Annotated in this window: 15 protein-coding genes; 12 read left to right on the top strand and 3 right to left on the bottom strand. The window is 68.2% G+C overall.

The window, feature by feature from the left end; genetic code table 11:
- The 4 genes from ITJ49_RS12530 (at position 1) to ITJ49_RS12515 (ending at position 5,662) form a co-directional block, all read left to right on the top strand.
- Positions 1 to 2,097 (top strand): iron ABC transporter permease, encoded by a 2,097-nt coding sequence (locus tag ITJ49_RS12530; RefSeq protein ID WP_194605786.1) that lies wholly within the window; start codon positions 1 to 3, stop codon positions 2,095 to 2,097.
- 122 nt (positions 2,098 to 2,219) lie between these two features.
- Positions 2,220 to 3,947 carry a glucose-6-phosphate isomerase gene (pgi, locus tag ITJ49_RS12525; protein ID WP_228514436.1) on the top strand — a complete coding sequence of 576 codons (1,728 nt, stop codon included), beginning with the start codon at positions 2,220 to 2,222 and terminating at the stop codon, positions 3,945 to 3,947.
- 202 nt (positions 3,948 to 4,149) lie between these two features.
- Positions 4,150 to 4,425 (top strand): hypothetical protein, encoded by a 276-nt coding sequence (locus tag ITJ49_RS12520; RefSeq protein ID WP_055959117.1) that lies wholly within the window; start codon positions 4,150 to 4,152, stop codon positions 4,423 to 4,425.
- A 193-nt stretch (positions 4,426 to 4,618) separates the two neighbouring features.
- Positions 4,619 to 5,662, top strand: coding sequence for an NAD(P)-dependent alcohol dehydrogenase (locus ITJ49_RS12515; protein WP_194605785.1), 1,044 nt, complete (start codon positions 4,619 to 4,621; stop codon positions 5,660 to 5,662).
- A 577-nt stretch (positions 5,663 to 6,239) separates the two neighbouring features.
- On the opposite strand, the gene ITJ49_RS12510 is transcribed toward ITJ49_RS12515, so the two are convergent.
- Entirely contained in the window at positions 6,240 to 7,145 is a 906-nt protein-coding gene (locus tag ITJ49_RS12510) for a WcbI family polysaccharide biosynthesis putative acetyltransferase (protein WP_228514435.1), read from the bottom strand.
- A gap of 158 nt (positions 7,146 to 7,303) precedes the next feature.
- Here ITJ49_RS12510 and ITJ49_RS12505 point away from each other — a divergent pair, with 158 nt between their 5' ends.
- The 6 genes from ITJ49_RS12505 (at position 7,304) to ITJ49_RS12480 (ending at position 13,110) form a co-directional block, all read left to right on the top strand.
- A complete protein-coding gene (locus tag ITJ49_RS12505; RefSeq protein WP_194605783.1) occupies positions 7,304 to 8,065 on the top strand; it encodes a DUF1684 domain-containing protein in 762 nt (253 codons plus the stop codon).
- An 82-nt stretch (positions 8,066 to 8,147) separates the two neighbouring features.
- Positions 8,148 to 9,644 carry an ABC transporter substrate-binding protein gene (locus tag ITJ49_RS12500; protein ID WP_194605782.1) on the top strand — a complete coding sequence of 499 codons (1,497 nt, stop codon included), beginning with the start codon at positions 8,148 to 8,150 and terminating at the stop codon, positions 9,642 to 9,644.
- A gap of 13 nt (positions 9,645 to 9,657) precedes the next feature.
- Entirely contained in the window at positions 9,658 to 10,680 is a 1,023-nt protein-coding gene (locus ITJ49_RS12495) for an ABC transporter permease (RefSeq protein ID WP_194605781.1), read from the top strand.
- The gene (locus ITJ49_RS12490) at positions 10,677 to 11,492 is read left to right on the top strand and encodes an ABC transporter permease (RefSeq protein WP_194605780.1); all 816 of its coding nucleotides are present in this window, start codon (positions 10,677 to 10,679) and stop codon (positions 11,490 to 11,492) included. Before ITJ49_RS12495 ends, ITJ49_RS12490 begins: the two co-directional genes overlap by 4 nt.
- Positions 11,489 to 12,346: an ATP-binding cassette domain-containing protein gene (locus ITJ49_RS12485; RefSeq protein ID WP_370544503.1), complete on the top strand. Its 858-nt coding sequence runs from the start codon at positions 11,489 to 11,491 to the stop codon at positions 12,344 to 12,346. The genes ITJ49_RS12490 and ITJ49_RS12485 overlap by 4 nt, the downstream gene beginning before the upstream one ends.
- Positions 12,343 to 13,110 (top strand): ABC transporter ATP-binding protein, encoded by a 768-nt coding sequence (locus tag ITJ49_RS12480; protein ID WP_123944435.1) that lies wholly within the window; start codon positions 12,343 to 12,345, stop codon positions 13,108 to 13,110. The genes ITJ49_RS12485 and ITJ49_RS12480 overlap by 4 nt, the downstream gene beginning before the upstream one ends.
- Before the next feature lie 351 nt (positions 13,111 to 13,461).
- Here ITJ49_RS12480 and ITJ49_RS12475 read toward each other — a convergent pair whose 3' ends face one another.
- Positions 13,462 to 17,427, bottom strand: a complete 3,966-nt coding sequence (locus ITJ49_RS12475; protein ID WP_194605779.1) for a glycoside hydrolase family 3 N-terminal domain-containing protein — start codon at positions 17,425 to 17,427, stop codon at positions 13,462 to 13,464.
- A 254-nt stretch (positions 17,428 to 17,681) separates the two neighbouring features.
- Between ITJ49_RS12475 and ITJ49_RS12470 the strand changes: the two genes are divergently transcribed.
- Positions 17,682 to 18,845, top strand: a complete 1,164-nt coding sequence (locus ITJ49_RS12470) for an ROK family transcriptional regulator (RefSeq protein ID WP_194605778.1) — start codon at positions 17,682 to 17,684, stop codon at positions 18,843 to 18,845.
- 221 nt (positions 18,846 to 19,066) lie between these two features.
- Positions 19,067 to 20,536 carry a sugar porter family MFS transporter gene (locus tag ITJ49_RS12465; RefSeq protein WP_194605777.1) on the top strand — a complete coding sequence of 490 codons (1,470 nt, stop codon included), beginning with the start codon at positions 19,067 to 19,069 and terminating at the stop codon, positions 20,534 to 20,536.
- On the opposite strand, the gene ITJ49_RS18240 is transcribed toward ITJ49_RS12465, so the two are convergent.
- A complete protein-coding gene (locus ITJ49_RS18240; RefSeq protein ID WP_194605775.1) occupies positions 20,533 to 21,489 on the bottom strand; it encodes an AraC family transcriptional regulator in 957 nt (318 codons plus the stop codon). The genes ITJ49_RS12465 and ITJ49_RS18240 overlap by 4 nt on opposite strands.
- Positions 21,490 to 21,498 lie beyond the last annotated feature (9 nt).

Here is a 21,498-nt window from a genome sequence, read left to right as displayed (position 1 = left end):
GTGACCGCCACCGCCGAGAAGACCGCCGAGTCGACAGCGACGAGGATCCGGCCCGCCGCCCAGACTGGTCAGCCGCTCCGGCGCCTCCGACTCACCGCGGTGGCGGTCCTCCTCCTGGCGCTTGTGGTCGTGCTCGGCCTGATCGACATTGCGCAGGGCACGGCCGCGGTCGGACCGGCGGAACTCTGGCAGGCCCTCACCGGACGGGCGAGCGAGAGCGGTTCGGCCGTGATCCTGTCGTCGCGGCTGCCGAGGATGGAGGCCGGGATCCTCGTCGGTCTCGCCCTGGGAATCTCCGGCTCCGCACTCCAGGCCATCAGCCGCAACGTCCTGGCATCTCCCGACACCCTTGCGGTCAATGCCGGTGCGTACTGCGCCCTCGCTGTCGCCGCGGTCACCGGTTTCTCACTGCCGCTGCTCGCGTCGAGCGGCATCGCGTTCATCGGCGGTCTCGTGGCTGCGGCCGTCGTGCTCGCCCTGTCCGGTCTCGGATCTGGCACCGTGCGCCTGGTGCTCGCCGGCAGCGCTCTGGCACTCGGCGTCGGTTCGGTGACGAGCGCCCTGATCCTGCTGTTCCCCGAGCGCACGATCGGTCTGTATCAGTGGGGCGAGGGCAGCATCGGCCAGAGCGGCCCGGAGGGTGTGCTGCAGATGCTGCCGGTGGCCGTCGTCGGTGTGCTCGGCCTCCTCGCCCTCGGCCGCCGGATCGACGCGCTCGGCCTCGGCGACGACGCGGCACGGAGCCTCGGCGTCGGGGTGCGCTCGACCCGGACCGCCGCCGTCGTCTTCGCCGTGCTCCTCGCCGCGGTCGCCGTGACTCTGGCCGGCCCGATCGGGTTCGTCGGGCTCGCCGCGCCCGCACTCGTCCGCCCCCTGATCCGCGTGGTCCCGGGTCTCGTCCGCTCCCGAGCCTTCTTTCCCATCGCCGGGCTCGCCGGTGCCGTGGTCGTCCTCGCCTCCGATGTGTTGCTCCGGCTCGTGATCGGTGCGGACGCATCGGTGCGCGTGCCGACCGGGGTCGTCACCGCTTTCGTCGGCGCGGTCTTCCTCGTCGTCCTGGCGTTCCGGGCCCGCGACTCCGGGGGAGTCGTCGCGACCGACGGTCATCCAGTCAGGTCGAGGATCCGAGTCGCCTCGACGATCGCCATCCTCGCGCTGGTCTTCCTCGCCGTCGTGATCGCCTCTGCGCTCCTGGGTGACGCGAAGCTGCTGCTCGGCGACGTCGCCAACTGGATCCAGGGCCGATCGGGGCAGGTCGTGACCTACGTTCTCGACACGCGAGCGCCACGCGTGCTGGCGGCCGTCGTGGCGGGTGCCGCGCTTGCGTTGGCCGGCACGATGGTCCAGGCCGTCACCCGCAATCCGCTGGCGGAGCCAGGGATCCTCGGGGTCTCCGGCGGAGCCGGCCTCGGTGCTGTGCTGCTGGTCACCACGGTGCCCGCGGCGGCGACCTGGGGAGTGGCGGGAGCCGCGTTCACCGGCGCCGCGATCGCCGCGCTGATCGTGTTCGGGCTGTCGGCTCGCGGTGGTTTTCAGCAGAACCGCCTCGTGCTCATCGGCGTCGGCGTCTCGGCCGCCACCACCGCGCTCATCAGTCTGCTCATCGTCCTCACCGACCCCTACAACGCCGCGAAAGCGCTGACCTGGCTGTCGGGATCGACCTACGGGCGCACTCTGCCCGATGTCGCGCCGGTCGCAATCGCCCTCGCGGTCGGTCTCGTCGTCGCTGGGCTCGGCCACCGCGAGCTCGACCTCGTGGGGCTCGACGAAGACACGCCGCGCCTGCTGGGGCTCCGGCTGTCGTCGACCCGGCTGGTCTTCCTTGCCGTGAGCGTGCTGCTCACCGGCACGTCCATCGCCTCGGTCGGGGCCATCGGGTTCGTCGGCCTGGTGGCGCCCCACGCCGCGCGGGCACTGGTCGGGCGCCGCCACACGCGGGTGATCCCCGTCGCCGTGCTCCTCGGGGCGATCCTCGTCGGTCTCGCCGACGTCGCCGGCCGCACCGTCATCGCGCCCGCGCAGCTCGGCGCCGGGCTCTTGACTGCGCTCATCGGCACCCCGTACTTCGTCTGGCTGCTCTGGCGGTCGAGGCGCTGACGCGGGGTCTGCGAAGCCCGGTGAACCTCGAACGCCCCGCGGCAATAGAGTTGATGGCGGCCCGCCTCGCAATGCTGCCTGAGCCGCGGGCCACGTACTGTTCCGGTATCCAGGAGGACCCCTTGACCGAATCCGCCCCCGTCGACCCCACTTCGACCGACGCGTGGAAGCAGCTCGCCGGCATCGCCGACGGCTTCACCCCCGACCTCCGCGGCTGGTTCGACGCCGACGCCAGCCGGGCCGACCGCTACACCTTCCAGGCCGCCGACCTCACCGTCGACCTGTCGAAGGGCCTAGTGACGGAGGAGATCCTCGGCCACCTGCTGAAGCTCGCCGAAGATACCGGCGTCGCCGACCGCTACCAGGCCATGATCTCGGGTGAGCACATCAACGCCACCGAAGACCGCGCCGTGCTGCACACCGCCCTCCGCCGCCCGAAAGACGGCGCCGGCCTCGTTCCCGAGAAGGGCTTCGTCGTCGACGGCCAAGACGTCGACAAAGACGTGCACGCCACTCTCGATAAGGTGTTCGCCTTCGCCGACAAGGTCCGCTCGGGCGAATGGGTCGGCGTCACCGGCAAGCGCATCGAGACCGTCGTCAACATCGGCATCGGCGGCTCCGACCTCGGTCCCGTGATGGTCTACGAGGCCCTCAAGCCCTACGTGCAGGCCGGACTCGAGGCTCGCTTCGTGTCGAACATCGACCCGACCGACGTCTACGAGAAGACCGCTGACCTCGATCCCGAGACCACGCTGTTCATCGTCGCGTCGAAGACCTTTGGCACGCTCGAGACCCTAACTAACGCCCGCCTCGCCCGCGAGTGGCTCTGGAAGAAGCTGGCCGATGCCGGCGTCCTCGCCGACAGCGATGACGCCCGCAAAGACGCCGTTGCGAAGCACTTCGTCGCCGTCTCGACCGCCCTCGACAAGGTCGCCGCGTTCGGCATCGACCCCGAGAACGCCTTCGGCTTCTGGGACTGGGTGGGAGGCCGCTACTCGGTTGACTCCGCCATCGGCACCTCCGTCGTCATCGCGATCGGCCCCGACAACTGGCGCGAGTTCCTTGCCGGCTTCCACGCCCTCGACGAGCACATGCGCACCACGCCGCTCGAGCAGAACGTGCCCGTGCTCATGGGCCTGCTCAACGTCTGGTACTCGAACTTCCTCGGCGCGCAGAGCCACGCGGTGCTTCCGTACGCGCAGTACCTCAGCCGCTTCCCGGCCTACCTGCAGCAGCTCACCATGGAGTCGAACGGCAAGAGTGTCCGCTGGGACGGCTCGCCCGTCACAACCGACACCGGCGAGGTCTTCTGGGGCGAGCCCGGCACCAACGGCCAGCACGCGTTCTACCAGCTGATCCACCAGGGCACGCGCCTGATCCCCGCTGACTTCATCGCCGTGGCCAACCCCGGCCACCCGCTGAAAGACGAGACCGGAGACGGCGCCGGAGTGGAGCCCGGCCAGGATGTGCACGAGCTCTTCATGGCGAACTTCTTCGCGCAGACGAAGGCGCTGGCATTCGGCAAGACCGCTGACGAGGTGCGCGCCGAGGGTACGGCCGAGTCGGTCGTTCCGGCCCGCGAATTCAGCGGCAACCGTCCGACCTCGTCGATCCTCGCCCCGGCGCTCACCCCGAGCGTCGTCGGCCAGCTGATCGCACTGTACGAGCACATCGTGTTCGTCGAGGGCACCATCTGGGGCATCGACTCGTTCGACCAGTGGGGCGTCGAGCTCGGCAAGCAGCTCGCCCTCCAGGTGACGCCGGCCGTCGGCGGCGACGCCGAAGCCCTCGCGGCTCAAGACTCGTCGACGAAGGCGCTCATCGAGAAGTACCTCGCGCTGCGCAAGTAGACGGCAGACGCCATCGAGGCCGGGTCGCTCCACTGGGAGCGGCCCGGCTTTGTCGTCTCCGTGCGGCGATTGCCGGATCCTGCGCGGTATGGGCCTGAACCTGCGCGGTGCGGGCCCGAACCTGCGCGGTGTGGGCCCGAACCTGCGCGGCGCACAGGCGCGGTGCCTATCGTTCACTGAGCACTACCGATAGGAGAACCTCATGGACACCATCAACGGCGCACCCGACCGACGCGACAGCGACGACCCGACCTTCGACAGCCCCCGATCGGAGGAGGCCACGGAGGAGCTGCAGAACACCGACATCACGGATTCGCCCGCCGTTGACGGCGACACCGACGTCGACGCGGTAAAGGCGCTGCCCGGCACCGGCGGCCCCGACGACGGCGGCGACATCGAAGTCGACGAGTCGGAGCTCAACCTCTCGGGCGATTCGATCCCCGGTCACCCCAAGCCCGGCGATCGCCGCGCGCACTAGCTCGCCTGGCCCGTTCTTGCTGCTCTGCTGAGTGGTGAGACTCCCCGAATGGCCCATCCGCACCGACGCGGATGGGCCATTTCTGGAGTCTCGCCGAAACGCGCAGGAGGCCGGAGCATACTGGGAGCAGGATCCGCGACAGGTGTCGGAGAACGACCTCCGGCAGCGCTCTCGCGGAGGAGGAGAAACACTCATGAAGGCACTTCGATACACCGCCATCGGCCAGGCTCCGGAGGTCGTCGACATTCCCGTTCCGACACCGGGCCCGGGGCAGATCCTGCTCAAGGTCACCGCGGGCGGTGTCTGCCACTCCGACGACTACGTCATGGGACTCAGCGAAGAGGAATACACCGGCGCGGGCTACCCGTTGCCGATGACTCTCGGTCACGAGGGCGCAGGCGTCGTTCACGAGCTCGGCGAGGGCGTTGAAACCGTCAAGGTCGGCGACGCGGTCGCCGTGTACGGCCCCTGGGGCTGCGGCTACTGCCACAACTGCTCACAGGGTCACGAGAACTACTGCACCAACGCCGCCGCACTCGGCATCACGCCTCCGGGGCTCGGAACAGACGGCTCGATGGCCGAGTACATGCTCGTCGACGATGCCCGTCACCTCGTACCGCTCGGTGACCTCGATCCGATCAAGAACGTCTCGCTTACCGACGCCGGTCTGACGCCGTACCACGCAATCAAGCGGAGCCTGCCGAAGCTCGGTGCCGGCACATTCGCCGTGGTGATCGGAACCGGCGGTCTCGGTCACGTGGGCATCCAGATCCTGAAGGCGCTGTCCGGGGCGACCGTCATCGCGCTCGACGTCAGCGACGAGAAGCTCGAGCTGGCCAAGCACGTCGGTGCTGACATCACACTGATCAGCGACGCCTCTGCGGCCGAGAGGATCCGCGAGATCACCGGCGGTCTCGGTGCGAACGCGGTGTTCGACTTCGTCGGCGCAAAGCCCACCATCCCGTTGGCTGTGTCGGTCGCGGGGATCGACTCCGACGTCACGATCGTTGGCATCGGAGGCGGCGACGTGAACTTCGGCTTCGGCACCATCGCCTACGACGCCGCCGTGCGGGTGCCGTACTGGGGGTCGCGGAGCGAGCTCATCGAGGTGCTCGACCTGGCGCGCGCCGGCAAGATCGACGTCGAGGTGCAGGAGTACTCCCTCGACGACGGCGCTCGGGCCTACGCCGACCTGGCTGCGAGCACGATTCGCGGCCGGGCTGTGATCGTCCCGTAGCCGCATCGCCCGTTCGGACGGCGAGACTCCAGTAGTTGCGGGTGCTGGGTGCCCGGATGAGCAACTACTGGAGTCTCGGCGTCGCGCCTGAAGGGGCGGAAGGGCAGCGCGGCGGCACCGCCCCGGAGGTCGACTCTCTAAAAGCGTGATTGATTCCAGAGTCAATTGCGCGGTGGGGGCGGCGGAGCGCAGCCGCCAATGCACTTGACTTCAGGGTCAAGGGTTGGGCTGGCGAGTAGGGCGGGCAGAGAACGTTGGAGACAGCAGTCCGACGCCAGCAGCCCCACGGCAGCAGCCTGTCGCCAGCAGCCTGTCGGCCGCGGCCGGTCTACCGAAGCCCGACGGCGACGCAATTGGCTCCAGGGTCAATCACGCTTTTTATGGGGCCGGTCCCAGTGCCGGCAGCAACCCGGCAGGCCGCCAGCCACCCACCTACGTCGCCAGCCACCCACCTACGTCGCCAGCCACCCACCTAGGTCGCCAGCCACCCACGCAGGCCGCCACCCACCTCGCGCGGGCCGCCAGCCACCCCGCGCGGGCCACCACCCACCCACCGAGCAGCAACCCGGCAGTCCGCTCAGCGCGACGCGAAGAGCGCCAGCGTCGCCGCGTGACGAGCGACACCGGCCGCAACGATGTCGGGGTTCGCGGCGTACCACTTGAGGTGCTCCCGGCGAACGAGCTCCGCAGAGACGTCGGCACCGTCGACGACCCAATGGTCACGAGGCGCGTCGGGCAGCCCGAACGCCTCAACGACGACGGGCAAGCGCGGCGCGTGCACGCGGTTCAAGAGCGGCCGCCCAGGATCCGCGACCCGCTCCGAGAGCCCGAGCCGCGCGCGCACCCGGCCCGCGAGGGTCTCGAACACCGCGTTGCCGGGGTGGTTGATGGTCCGCATGAGGTCGAACGACGAGGGGTTCGCGAAGAGGTCCGAGACGGTGATCGTGTCGTGCGCCTCCTCGCGGCGCGTGAGCTCCGCGATCGACTGGGCGGCGACCGCGCGGACGACCTCGCCCGACGGGGGCGCGACGGGTGCCCCGGCCGCCTCGGCGAGCAGCAGCAGGTCGTGGTACTCCACGAGGGGCGGCACGAGAGACGCGTCACGCGGCGGGCGGACGATCGCGTGGGTCGGGTACAGCCCGGCGAAGCGGATCACCGGCACGGTCACCGTCCGGCCATGAGGCATGCGCGCTGTGAGCTGACGCACGCCGAGGGGGAGGCCGTGGTAGTCGTTGCGAACGGGCTGACTGATCAGGAACGAGGCGCGGGCGAGCCACCGATCGAGGTGCGGGAGGTCGGATGCGGTGAGTTCGTGCACGGCGGGCATGCGAATCGTGGTGAGGTCGGGGCCGGAGAGCAGGATCCTCGTCGATTCCGCCTGGCAGTTACCGACCACCAGGGCGACCGGGCCCGTGTCTTCCGGCTCGTCGAGGCCGTAGAAGTGCGAGTAGTGGAGGGTGCGCGGATCGGTCACCCTCCCCATCTTCCTCGCCGCAGACGGGCCGAGTGCGATTTGCGACACCCGTGGGGAATTTCCGAGCGGTGGCCGGTTGTTGGCAGGGGAGGCGCAGGTGCGCCTCCGCCCGTCACGGGAAGTAACCGTGACTGGACACCCCGAGCGAGAAACGGAACGATCGACCAGTGCCCGACACCCTCGATACCGCAGCAGCCACCGCCGAGAGCGGACGAGACTCCTGGCGCGAAGGCCGCCTCGCCGGTGTGACGTCGCCGCAGGGCAACCTGGCGCTCATCGAGACCCGCTGGCTCAGCGAGGGCACTGAGATCACCGACGCCGAGGCTCTCGACGGTCAGCCGAGCACGGTCACCGTCACCAGACTCACGCGAGCCGACCTCGACACCGGCCGCCCCGAGCACGGCATCCGTCTCTGGGATTCCGCGTCGCCCGCGATCAAGCACTTCGACACGATCTCGCTCTTCCCGTTCGACCCCGACTGGGTGATCGAAGCCGAGTTCACGCCGGTGTCGGGCGACCGAGTCGTCCCGTTCGAGCACATCCGTGACAACGGCTCCTCGCGCGACCTCGTCGTGCCCGGCGACATCACGTTCCGCCGTGACGGCGTCGACTACCGGCTGAGCGCCTTCGACGACGGCGGCGTGTTGCTGCTCGTCTTCGGGGATGCTACGAACGGCAGCTCCGACCCGTCGATCTCGACCTACGGTTCGGGCCGCTTCCTCTTCGTGCAGCGTCCGTCGGGCGACGCCGGATTCGCCGACGCCGGACCGGTCGTGCTCGACTTCAACCAGGCCTTCGTGCCGCCGTGCGGTTTCTCGGAGCAGTACAACTGCCCGCTGCCGCCGAAGCAGAACCGGTTCGCCGGGCCGGTGCTGGCCGGTGAGCGCGACCTCGTGCTGCGCGACGGCTTCAATGTCCACCAGCACTGACACCCCCACCGGCACAGACACGCACCCCAGCCCCGTCCCACAGCCCTAACACCCACCACAGCCCCATCCAGGAGTCCCTCCCGTGAAGAAGAAACTCGGTCTCGCGACCGGCATCGCGCTCGTTTCGGCCTTGGCGCTGGCCGCGTGCTCCGGCACGTCGAGCTCGTCGACCAAGCCCGCCGACGCCACCATCAACATCGGCTCGGTCTACGAGCCGCAGAACCTCGACAACACCGCCGGCGGTGGACAGGGAGTCACCGAGGCGCTGAACGGCAACGTCTATGAGGGCCTGTTCCGCCTTACCGACACCGGCAAGGTCGAGAACCTCCTCGCGAAGAGCTATAAGAAGTCGGCCGATGGCCTTACCTACACGTTCGACCTGCAGCCGGGGGTGACTTTCCACTCGGGGGCGAAGCTGACCAGCGCCGACGTGAAGTACAGCATCGAGAAGGTGCTGGCCGACGACTCGCAGTCGGCTCGCAAGTCGAGCCTCGCGCCGATCTCGAGCGTGTCGACCCCCGACGACTCGACCGTCGTCGTCAAGCTCTCCAGCCGCTCCATCTCGCTCCCGTACAACCTGAGCTACGTGTGGATCATCGACAGTGCGGCGAAGAACCTGAAGACGAGCGAAGACGGCACCGGCCCGTACCAGCTCGACTCCTGGAAGCGCGGCTCCACCCTCAGCCTCACAAAGTACAAGGGCTACTGGGGCACCGCGGCGAAGAACGCCGGAGTCGTGTTCCACTACTACTCCGACGCGACCGCGCTCAACAACGCGCTGCTGACGAACGCCGTCGACGTCGTCACCAGCGAGCAGAGCCCCGACGCTCTCGCCCAGTTCACGGGCAACTCGTCGTACAAGGTGACCGACGGCAAGTCGACCACCAAGCTGCTGCTCGCCTTCAACGACAAGGTGGCGCCGTTCAACAAGGTCGGCGTGCGCAAGGCCATCACCTCGGCGATCGACAACAAGCAGCTTCTGAACTCGATCTGGGGTGACTACGGCACCCTCATCGGCTCGATGGTTCCGCCGACCGACCCCTGGTACGAAGACCTCACCGGCGTGAACCCCTACGACGTCACCCTCGCCAAGAAGGAGCTCGCCGCGGCCGGCTACGCCGACGGCTTCACCTTCACGCTCGACACCCCGAACTACGACCCGCACCCCGCCGCGGCGCAGATCATCAAGAGCGACCTGGCGAAGGTCGGGATCACCGTGAAGATCAACATCATCACGCCCGACACCTGGTATTCGAAGGTGTACCAGAAGCACGACTTCCAGGCGACGATGCAGGAGCACGTCAACGACCGCGACGTCGTCTTCTACGGCAACCCCGACTTCTACTGGGGCTACGACAACAAGCAGGTGACCGACTGGGTCGACCAGGCCGAGCAGGCCTCGACGACCGACGAGCAGACCGCTCTGCTGAAGAAGGTCAACACGCAGATCGCCGACGACGCCGCCTCCGACTGGCTCTACCTCTACCCGCAGATCGTCGTCGCCTCGTCGAAGCTGTCGGGCTACCCGGTCAACGGGCTGAACTCGCAGTTCTACGCCTACGACATCGTCAAGAAGTAGGCTTTCCCGCTCGATGGTCTCGTATCTGATCCGACGCTTTGCGTTCCTCGTCGTCACCCTGGTGCTGGCGTCGATCGTGCTGTTCGTGCTGCTCCGGCTGTTGCCGGGCGACCCGGCGAACGCGTTGCTGTCGGTCGGGGCAACCAAGGAGCAGATCGCGTCGGCCCGGGCCGACGTCGGCGCCGACCTGCCGGTCATCGAGCAGTTCGCCCGCTGGTTTTCGCAGCTCGCCCGCTTCGACCTCGGCACGTCGTACATCTCGGGGCTCCCGGTGGGCCCCGAGATCGCCCAGCGTCTCGTCGTCACGGTGCCGCTGACGCTCTTGGCCTTCGTGCTCGCGGTGATCATCGCCGTCCCGGTCGGGTTCATCGCGGCGTACAAGTCGCACCGGTGGTACGGCGTCGCGCTGTCGGCGGTGTCGCAGCTCGGAATCGCCGTGCCGGTCTTCTGGATCGGCGTGCTCCTGGTGACCTTCTTCGCACTTCGCCTGCAGCTCCTGCCCGCCGGCGGATTTCCGCAAGACGACTGGCAGGATCCTGCCGCGGCCCTTCGCTCCCTGGCCCTTCCGGTCATCACGGTCGCGATCGTCATGGCGGCCTCGGTGACCCGGTATGTGCGGAGCGCCGTGCTCGACGTGCTCGGCAGCGACTACCTCCGGTCGTCGAGGGCTCTCGGCGCCTCCTTCGCCGAGGCGATGTGGCGGCACGGTCTCCGTAACGCGTCGGTGCCGGTCATTTCGATCCTCGGCATCGAGCTGGCGACGACGTTCCTCGGCGCGGTCGTCGTCGAGAGCGTGTTCGCTCTGCCGGGGCTCGGCAGCATGCTCCTGACGTCGATCGCGCAGCACGATTACCCCGACATCCAGGGCGTGCTGTTCGTCAGCACGTTCGCCGTCTTGATCGTCGGGTTCCTCGCCGACACCGCCCAGCGACTCGTCGACCCGCGACTTCGGGCCAGCGTGAGCGGCAACCGCGGCGGCCATCGTCGCGTCGCGGCCGTGCCGGGCACCACCGGAACCGGGGCGGTGCGCTCATGAGGCGTCGGTCGATCACCCTCGCGATCGGCGCGGTTCTCGTCGGCATCATCCTCGCCACCGCGATCGTCTCGTTCTTCTGGCTGCCTTACCCACCGTCCGACATCGGCGGCGGTCGTCTCGCACCTCCGTCGGCCGCGCATCCGGCCGGCACCGACAAGCTCGGGCGCGACCTACTGACGCAGTTGATGATCGGCGCCCGCATCGCCCTGCAGGTCGGCGCCGGATCGGTCGCGATCGGCGGCGTGCTCGGCATCGCCCTGGGCCTCGCCACGGCATTCGCCCAGCGCTGGCTCGACGACGGCCTGTCGGCGGTGCTCGACGTGCTGATCGCGTTTCCGACACTGCTCGTCGCCATGCTCGTGGTCGCCGCGAGTGGAGCGTCGCTCGGTTCGGCCATTCTCGCGATCGGTCTCGCGATGAGCGCTGTCGTGGCACGACTCACGAGGATCCTGGCCAAACGCGTGCTCCCCCTCGACTACATGACGGCCGCCCGGGTGTCGGGCACCCGCTGGCCCGGCCTGATCCGCCAGCACGTTCTGCCCAACATCTGGCCGACGGTCGTGGTGAACCTCGCCCTGCAGTTCGGTCTCGCCGTGCTCGCGGAGGCCAGCCTTTCGTACCTCGGCCTCGGCAGTCCGCCGCCCAATGCGTCGTGGGGGAGCATCCTGCAGGAGGCGCAGGGCACCGTTCTCGTCGCTCCTATCGGAGCGGTGGCACCGGGCGTTCTGCTCGTCGTGCTCGTGATCGGCGTGAATCTCGTGGCCGACGGGTTGCGCGACGTCGGAGACCCGACTCGGAGGGGGCGCGCGTGAGCGCTACAGCTGCATCAGCGGCGGCCGCGACGGATCCTTCGGGTCTGGTCGTGACCGACCTGACCATCCGCGGGGCGTCCGGTGCCGCGCTCGTCGACGGGCTGTCGTTCGCGATCGCTCCGGGCAAGCGACTCGGCATCATCGGGGAGTCGGGCAGTGGCAAGTCGCTCACCGCGCTGGCCGTGCTCGGCCTGCTGCCCGAGGCCCTCGTCGGCACCGGCTCGGTGAGGCTGTCGGGCCACGAGGTGATCGGCACGGCCGAACGCGCTCTCGTACCGCTGCGGGGGAGCGAGGTCGCGATCGTGTTCCAGGAGCCGCTGACGTCGCTCGACCCGCTGATGCGGGTCGGACGCCAGCTCGCCGAGCCGGTGCGCCGGACTGCCGCACGAAGCGGCCAGAAGCTGAGCCGGGCAGAAGTGCTCGATCGCGTGCGGGAGGCGCTCGTGGAGGTGAGTCTGCCGGATCCTGATCGGATCGCATCCGCGTACCCCCACGAGATCTCGGGCGGTCAGCGCCAGCGGGTGGCCATCGCCCTCGCTCTCGCCTCCCGACCGAAGCTGCTGATCGCCGACGAGCCCACCACGGCGCTCGACGTCAGTGTTCAGGCGGAGATCCTCACTCTGCTGGATCGCGTCGTCGCCGATCGGGGGATGGCGCTGCTGTTCATCAGCCACGACCTCGCCGTCGTCTCGCGGGTCGCTGACGACGTCGTGGTACTGCGAGAAGGCCGGGTGGTCGACCGCGGCTCCCTCACCGTGTTGATCGATGCCCCCGGCTCCGACTACATGGCCGAGCTCGTCGCCGGCGCCCGCGTGCTCGACGACGCCCTCGATGCGCCCGGGAGGCCGTCATGACCGCCCCTCTCGTGCAGGCGACCGATCTCGGCTTCTCGTACCGGGGTGCCGCGCCTGCCCTCGCCGACGTCAGCTTCTCGGTGGAGGCCGGTCGCAATCTCGGCATCGTCGGAGAGTCGGGTGCCGGCAAGACCACGTTGCTGCGACTGCTGCTCGGGCTGACCCGGCCGACGACTGGCACGCTGTCGACGAACGGCGTCCCGTTCGATGCGGGCGATCGCGCAGCCCTTCGATCGCACCGCACGTTCGCGCAGGCCGTCTTTCAGGATCCGTATTCGTCGCTCGACCCCCGTCAGAACGTCGGGCGAATCGTCTCCGAGCCCCTGCGGTCGCTGAAGTTGGAGTCGAGGGCGTCCGGCGTCCGCGAGCGCGTCGCCGCGGCCCTGACGTCGGTCGGGCTTCCCGCCGATGCCGCGACTCGCTTTCCCCACGAGTTCTCGGGGGGTCAGCGCCAGCGCATCGCGATCGCCCGCGCGATCGTGGCGCGGCCCCGCCTCCTCATCGCCGACGAGCCGGTCAGCGCCCTCGACCTGTCGACGCGCGTGCGCATCGTCGACCTACTGTCGTCGCTGTCCGCCGACGGGCTGACGGTCGTCGTCGTCTCGCACGACCTCGGCACGGTCGCGGCGCTCTGTGAAGAGACGCTCGTGCTGGAGAGCGGCCGGGTGGTCGAGCAGGGTCCGACGGCGTCGCTGCTCGCCGCGCCCGCGCACCCGTACACGCAGAAGCTGCTGGCTGCCGTGCCGCGCCTGCCCAAGCGCTGACTTCGGTTGGGGCGGGGTCGGGTCGTAGTCGCGGCGTCCGGGAGGCCCCTCCCAAAAAATCTATTTGACTCTGGAATCATCATGGTTCTTGACGCTGGCCCTCCCCTTACCCACCGGGCCCTCACCCTACGATTTCGCGGGATTCCGCCCCTATCGTGGCCGATTCGCGCGATTCGGTAGAGCGAGGGTACTCGGACCGGATGTCACCCGCAGGCGAGTGGCTGCTGCTGCTGCTGCTGCTGCTGCTGCCGTTGCCCCGCCCACGCCGAACGAGACTCCAGTAGATGCGGGGCGACAACCGTCGCACCCGCACCTCCTGGAGTCTCGCCGCTGGGGAGAGAAACCCCTAGATCACTTCGCCGCGGTGACCGTGAGCTTCACCGACGTGGTCGTCGCCTTCCCGGCCGAGTTGGTGAAGACGGCCCGGAACAGGCGGCCGTTCGACACCGACGTCGGCTTGACCGAGTAGGTCGTGGATGTGGCGCCCGCGATGGCCGCCCACGTCTTGCCGCCGTTGGTGCTCCGCTGCCACACGACGGTCGGGGTCGGTGACCCGGAGGCCGCCGCCGACATCGTCGCCGTGGCACCCGACTTCACCTTGACCGACGCCGCCGGCTGCCTCGTGATGACGGGCTTGGTCGCCGGAGCGGCCGCCACCGTCACCTTCTTCACCGCGCTGACGTTGCCCGCGACATCGGTGGCCCGGTAGCTGACCGCACCCGAGACCGTTGCCGTGCCGGAGTACGTCTTCCAGGTCTTCCCGTCCAGCGAGTACTGGATCGAGGCGACACCGGAGAGCGCATCCGTGGCGGCGAGCGTGAGCTTGCCCTTCGCGGCGCTGGTGACCGAGGTGGTCGGAGCCGTCGTGTCAATCTTGATGGTGGCCTTGGCCAGCTTCGAGATCGAGCTGTCGGTTCCGACGGCGAGGGCGTGGATCGCGTGCTCGCCCTCATCGGAGACGGTGATCGGCTTCGTGTAGGGAAGCAGTTCGCCGTCGTCGACCGACACGTAGAGCTGTGCGTCGTCGTCGGTGGAGGTCACCGTGGCCGCCACCGCCTTCGAATACCAACCCTTCGCGTTCGGAGCCGTGGTGGCGCCGATCGCGACCGAGGGGCCGGTGCCGGTCTGGTTCGAGAGAACCGCGCCGCGCGTCGCCGTGAGGTAGTTCGTCAGGTTGTCGAACTGGCCGGTATACGGAACGACCTTGACGCCCGAGACGCCCTGCGCGGCAGCGAGCTGCTCGAAGCCGGCCGTCTGCATCGCCGTGGCCAGCACCCGGCTGGCGCTGCGCTGGAGGTCTCCCAGACGCAGGTTGTAGCCGGTGGCCGGGTAGTCGCCCTTGACGGTGACCGTGTACGAGACGACGGCCGAAGCGGCGTCGGACGGATCCTGGTGTACGACGTCCGTGACGGTAATGCCGGCCTTCTGGGCCGCCGTCAGAGCCGTGCCCGAGAGCAGCGACTGCACGTCGGCGTACGCGGCCTGCACCGAGGCGTAGGGCGTGTTGGCCTGGAACGTCTCGTTGTTGATCGCATCGCGGGTCGTCGTGCCCGACACCGGCACCTTCGTGAGGTCGGTGCTGCCGTTGACCGTCGTCGGGATCGACTGCGTGCCCGTGGCCGACGGCACGAGGCCGCCGAACTGCCACGAGTACGAGGTGCGGGTCGGGGTGACCGTCTTGGTGTAGGCGGGAAGACCCGACACGTCGATCGTCGGCGTGATCTTCTTGAGGGCGTTCAGGATCTCGTTCGGGTTTCCGCCGGGCTCGATCAGGTCGTTTCCGGCGTACATGACACCCGTCGCTCCGGTGCGGGGGCCTGCGCCCCAGTCCGTCATGACGAGCCCTTTGAAGCCCCATTCACCCCGGAGCACGTCGGTGTCGAGGTCGTAGTCGCCCGAGGCGTAGCTGCCGTTGATCTTGTTGTACGAGGTCATGAGCGCCATCGGCTGCGCACTCTTGACCGCGATCTCGAAGCCGCGCAGGTAGATCTCGCGGCTGGCCCTCTCACTGATGACGTCGTTGCTCGTCGTGCGGGCGCTCTCCTGGTTGTTGCCGTAGAAGTGCTTGATCGTGACACCCTCACCGGGAACGCTCTGCACGCCCTCCGTCATGGCCGCCGCGGTCAGGCCGCTGAGCAGCGGGTCTTCGGAGTAGTACTCGAAGTTGCGGCCGTTCAGCGGGTCGCGGTGGATGTTCATGCCGGGGGCGAGCCAGAGCGAGACGCCGTACTCCGACATCTCTTGTCCGACCGCGGTGCCGACCTGGGTGATGAGCTCGGGATCCCAGGTCTGGGCGAGGAGCGTACCGATCGGCCACGCCGTGCCGAACTGGTAGGTCGCCGGAGTGGACGAGATCTTCTGCGTGATCCGGAGGCCTGCGGGGCCGTCGGCGAGTGTCATGCCGGGGAGGCCGAGGTTCTCGTACTTCGCGGTGGTGTAGCCCGCTGCTCCGACGGCCGTGGCCGTCGTTCCGGCGGCGCTGGCACCTTCGACGATGTTCGCCAGCTGCGTGGCGCTGAGACCGGCGACGAACTGCTCCATCGTGATCTTGCCCGACTTGACGTCGTACAGGGTTCCGTCGGGGTCGACGGTGACCGCTTCGGTCGTCTCACCGGTCTTTGCCGCATACGGTGCGCCGGTGCCCTCCCAATCGGTCGTCGCCCTGTTGAGGTAGGCGGTGACCGACGAGATGGTGTCTTTGTCGATCGCGTAGTACGGCGAGTCGGTTCCGACCGGGACGTCCTGTTCGAAGTCCGACGCACTGTTCACGGTGGTGAACGACGACGAAGCGACATTGACGACGGGGGCGTCGGCGAGCTGCGCCTTCTCCTCCGGGTAGGTGTAGAAGTCGGCCGGGTCACTGGTGAGCTCCGAGGTCGGCTTCTGATCGTTCAGCTCGTTAGCGAGCTGCTCGGTGGTGACCGTGGAGTCGAGCCGGATCTTCGCTGCGACGCGCGTGTTCCGCGAGGAGTCGCCGACGCGGATCGCGTAGTCGCCGGCTTCGAGCGTATAGGCCGCCTTCGACTCGTCGTAGGAGGCCATGTCGGTGGTGTTGTACCGAATGGTCACCGTCTGCGAGGCGCCGGGCGCGAGAGAGTCGGTCTTCGCGTAGCCGGAAAGCTGCTGGTAGGGCTTGTCGAGCCCCGTCTGCGGTGCCGAGAAGTACGTCTGCACGACGTCCTTGCCCGAGTAGGTCGTGCCGACGTTGGTCACCTTGGCCTTGACGGTGACCGAGGTGGGCGTCGCGGCGACCGACTTCGGCTCGACCTGGAACTGCGTGTACGACAGCCCGTAGCCGAAGGGGTACTCGACGACGCTCGCCGGATCGGTGGCATCGACCTTCTTGTACTGCGAGTCGAAGTAGCGGTAGCCGACGTAGATGCCCTCGCTGTACTGCTCCTCGGCGGTGTTGCCGTCGTTGCCGGCGAACGTCGCCGACGCGGGGTAGTACGAGTACTTCGAGGCCCAGCTGTCGGTGAGCTTTCCCGACGGCGTGACCGTTCCGTTCAGCACCTCGGTCAGCGCGGTGCCGGATTCCTGGCCGGCCTGGCTCATCAGCAGCATCGAGTCGAGCGGCTTGCCGCCGTCGGGGTCGTTTGCGGCTTTGTTGATGTCGTCGAAGAACGCCGTGTCGACGATGCCGCCGACGTTCAGCACGACGACGACCTTCTTGTAGGTCTGCCCGATGAGCTGGAGGTCGTCCTTCTCGGTGTCGGTCAGCTGGTAGTCGCCTGCCCCCTTCGAGCGGTCCGAGCCCTCGCCCGAGTTGCGCGACACGACGAACAGCGCGGTGTCGGTCGGTGCGGTCGGCTGAACGGAGGTGCGGGTGAGACGCTGCTCGACCGACGAGTAATCGATCGACGGGCCGAAGCCGCCGGCGTTGGCGGTTCCGTACTTCGTATCGAACGCCGACTTTATGGCGTCGTAGTAGGCCGGGCTGGTCGTCACCTGGTACCCGGCGTTCTCCAGACCCTGCCGCACCGAGATCTGGTAGCGGTTGTTGACGTTGCCCGATCCCGTCCCGCCCTTGACGGTGGCGTAGCTTCCGACACCGAACGCGGCAACCGTGCCGGTCTTGGCGATCGGCAGCGCCTGGTCGTTGTTCTGCAGAAGCACCATGCCCTGCGTGGCGGCTTTCTCGCTGAGCGCGGCGTTCGCCTTCTCGAGCGGCCCCTGGTTCGGGTTGGTGGTCGCCGCAGAAGCGAAATTCGCCCCGGCGATGACGAGGGCTCCCGAGATCCCGAGAGCGATGGCGGCTTTGCAAGCGGCCCGGATGGGCCTCCGCTCGGCCTGATGCAGTGCGCTCTCCTGAGGCACAGAAATTTCATGATGCATTGAGTTGTCCTCTCTGACAACAGTCGTCGCGTCTCGGAACAGCCGCGCAACACCCCTGTGTGCGTGCCTCTCGGCGTCCTTGCCGCGTGATCTGACGAGTCCGCCTGTGACGGAACACTCAGGACGCTATGCGCGAGGCTCTCGGCCTGTCAACGAACAAACTCAAGAATAATTCACGTTTTTTGATCGATGACCGAACAAAACCGTTCGTGGCATTTTGGCTCTAGAATTCTGCCATGTCCGGCCAGGGTGAGCACGTCTCCGTCCGCGATCGCACGCGCGACGATCTGCTCGGGCTCATCCGCTCGTCGGGCGGCACGACTAGGCCCGAACTGGTGGCGGTGACGAAGATGTCGCGCAGCACCGTCAATCAGGCCGTGGGGCGTCTTCTCGACGAGGGTCGGGTCTACGAGACCGTGCAGCAAGAGAAGGGCCCAGGATCCGGCAGCGGCCGCCCCGCCACCCGTCTCGTGGCCACCACCTCGTCCTCGCCGGTCGCCGGCATCGACTTCGGCCATAATCACGTGCGCGTCGCCGTCGCCGATGAGCGTGGGGTGCTCCTCGGTCAGGCGTCGCGCGAGCTCGACGTCGACCTCCGCGCCTTCGAGGCCCTCGACCTGGCCGCCGAGATGCTCGCGGGGATCGTGCGCGACTCCGGTCTCGCGGCCGTCGGGTCGGTCGTGGCTGGCATTCCCGGGCCCCTCGACGCCCGGACCGGCCGGGTCAGATCGCCCACGATCCTGTCGAGCTGGGTCGAACTGGCACCCCGCGACGAACTGCAGCGGCGCCTTGGCGTACCCGTCCGAGTCGAGAACGATGCCGTGCTCGGGGCCTACGGCGAGCTGCGGCGCGGCGCGGGCCGCGGCCACGCGAACTTCCTCTACGTGAAGGCGTCGCACGGCATCGGCGCCGGTCTCGTGATCGGCGGGCAGCCCTACATGGGCGCGACCGGCATCGCCGGCGAGATCGGGCACATCAACCTCCCCGGCCGAATCGAGTCGTGTCGCTGCGGCAACCGCGGCTGTCTAGAGGCGGTGATCTCCGTCGAGTCGCTCCGTGACCAGATCGCGCTGACGCATCCCGCGTGGGAGAGGAGCAGCATCGATCTGAGCGCCGAGGCGGACGAGATGACCACTCGGATACTGAACGAGTCGGGTCGCACCCTCGGCCGCGTGCTCGCCCAGCTGTGCGATCTGCTCAACCCCGACGCGCTCATCGTCGGCGGGGAACTCGGGGCGCTCGGCGCGCCGCTGCTCGAAGGGGTCCGATCGTCGATCAGCCGGTATTCGCAGCCCGCCATCGCCGCCGCGATCACCGTGTCGGCGGCCGAGCTGGGGGAGCGGGCCGAGCTCGAGGGTGCCCTCGAGCTGGCGTCGGCGTGGATGCCCGTCGATCGCTGAGGTGGGGCCCTCAGCCCACGGAGCGAGACTCCACGTTTGGCCCATCGTGGCGGACTGCATGGGCCATTCGCGGAGTCTCGCGAGCGGGCCTGCGTGCAAGGGGCGCGCCAGGCGCGAGCGGCGAGTGAGCAGCATGGGCAGTTGCGCACCGGGCAGACTGCACGACCGGACGGAAAGGTGATAACGTCACCCTGTCCTATTGTTAGAACAAAGGAGTTCCGATGTCGACCAGCACACGAGAGCAGGGGTCCGGCTCGGCCGGCGATGCGGCTGCGGCGCTTCCGCCCCTGACGAAGGGGCCGCACAGCAAGCGTCTCGGTCGAGTGGCGCTCATCGCCACCTTCGGCGGACTCCTCTTCGGTTACGACACGGCCGTCATCAACGGAGCCCTGTCTCCGATGGTGCGCGAACTCGGGCTCACTACCCTCACCGAGGGCGTCGTCACGAGCTCGCTGCTCTTCGGCGCCGCGCTCGGCGCGATCACCGGGGGTCGGCTCTCCGATGCGTGGGGTCGGCGCAAGTCGATCATCCTCATGTCGGTGCTGTTCTTCATCGGCGCCATGGTCTGTGTCGTCGCCCCGTCGTTCGGCGTCATGGTCGCGGGCCGCGTGATCCTCGGGCTCGCCGTCGGCGCTGCCTCGACGGTCGTGCCGGTGTTCCTCGCCGAACTCGCGCCCTTCGAGATCCGCGGGTCGCTCGCCGGTCGCAACGAGTTCATGATCGTGTTCGGTCAGCTCCTCGCCTTCATCATCAACGCGATCATCGGCAACGTGTGGGGCGAGGGCAACGGCGTCTGGCGCATCATGCTGTCGATCGAGGCGCTCCCCGCCATCGCCCTCTTCATCGGGATGATGCGGATGCCGGAGTCGCCGCGCTGGCTCGTCAGCAAGGGTCGCGACGACGAGGCGCTCCAGGTGCTCTCGACTCTGCGCACGAAAGAGCGCGCCAAGGCAGAGCTCGGCGAGGTCGAGTCCATGACGTCGGAGGAGGCGAGCCGCAAGTCGCTGCCGATCGCCGAAATCCTGCGCAACAAGTGGTTCGTCCGCATCATCCTCGTCGGCATCGGCCTGGGTGTCGCCCAGCAGCTCACCGGCATCAACGCGGTCGTCTACTACGGCCAGACGGTGCTGAAAGAGGCGGGGTTCTCGGCCAACGCCGCTCTCATCGCCAACGTCGCCCCGGGCATCGTCGCCGTCCTCGGTGCGATCATCGCCCTCCGCATCATGGATCACTTCTCCCGGCGTCGCACCTTCCTGCTCGGATTCTCTCTCGTCGCCGTCTGCCACCTGCTCATCGGCCTCGGTTCGGTCGTGCTGCCCGCCGGCAACCCCGCCAGGCCGTGGGTGCTGCTCGTGCTCATCGTCGCCTTCGTCGGTTCGATGCAAACGTTCCTCAACGTCGCGACGTGGGTGACCCTCTCCGAGATCTTCCCCCTCAAGATGCGCGGTTTCGGCATCGGCGTCTCGGTCTTCTGCCTGTGGATCGCCAACGCGTTCGTCGGCCTGTACTTTCCGACGGTCATCGCGGGGCTCGGCATCACGAACACGTTCTTCGCGTTCGGCGTGATCAACCTGGTGTCGCTGTTCTTCGTCTGGCGCGCAGTTCCTGAAACCCAGGGTCGCACTCTCGAGAAGCTCGAAGAGGATGTGTCGACCGGCGCGATCTACGTGCAGAACGTCACTCGCGACTAGCGCGCGAGCGTCGCTGAGGGCGACTCGCCGAAGCGAGCCGCATAGCCGGCCGCGAAGCGCCCCGCGTGCGTGAAGCCCCAGCGATCGGCGATGGCCGAGACCGTCACCTCGCCAGGAGCCAGGTTCAGCAGGTCGACCCGAGCTCGGTCGTAGCGAATGCCGCGCAGGTAGTCGGTGGGCGAGATGTCGAGCTGGTTCTTGAAAGCCGCCTGGAGCCCGCGGAGGCTGAGCCCGGCGTGCTGCGCGACCGTGGTCGGCGTGATCGTCTGGTCGGCGTGCGAGTGCATGTACTCGACGGCCTCGCGGAGCCGCCCGTTGCGCGGCGCGAGCAGCGCCTCGGGCAGCTGCGGGCCGGTGTGGCTGAAGGTGCGCAGCAGCGAGACCGCGGCGCGACGATTGGCCTCGGAGCGGGCAAGCGCGGATGCCTCCCCGCGGAGGATCGTCTTGGCGACCTCGCCGACCGTGTCGCGCCACGCCTGGAGGGACGACGCCGACGGTACGGCGGTGTGGTGAAAAGTCAGGGCGCCGGGCAGTGTGCCCTCTTCCTCGGCGGCGACCCGCTCGAGGAACCCGGCGTTGAAGTGGATGAGGCTCTGCTTGTAGGTCGACATCTCGAAGTCGAACTGCTTACCGGTCGGGAACATCATCGGCCGACCGCGTACGAAGGCGGTTTGCTCGGCCGAGGCATCGACTATTCCCCGCCCCTCGGTCAGCCAGGCGACGACGTATTCGTTTTCGGGCTGAATGGCCCCGCGGATCTCGCCGAGGAACATGGACGATCGCAGAGTCATCTCGTCGTCGCCGGCGACCGTGTAGCGGTAGGCGAAGTCGGCCTCGGTCAACCCGGTCGTGAACCCTCGACCGTTGTAGTCGTCTTCGTACATGGCTCGCGCCTGATCGAGATCACGACCACCCACCTCGGTGCGGATGGGGTTGTTCTTCTCGGGCGACACAGGCCGAAT

This window comes from Frondihabitans sp. VKM Ac-2883 (genome assembly GCF_015350875.1).
In the GTDB taxonomy this organism is placed as follows: domain Bacteria; phylum Actinomycetota; class Actinomycetes; order Actinomycetales; family Microbacteriaceae; genus Frondihabitans.
The sequence above is the reverse complement of the archived record's forward strand: the minus strand, read 5'-3'. Positions and strand labels throughout refer to the sequence as shown.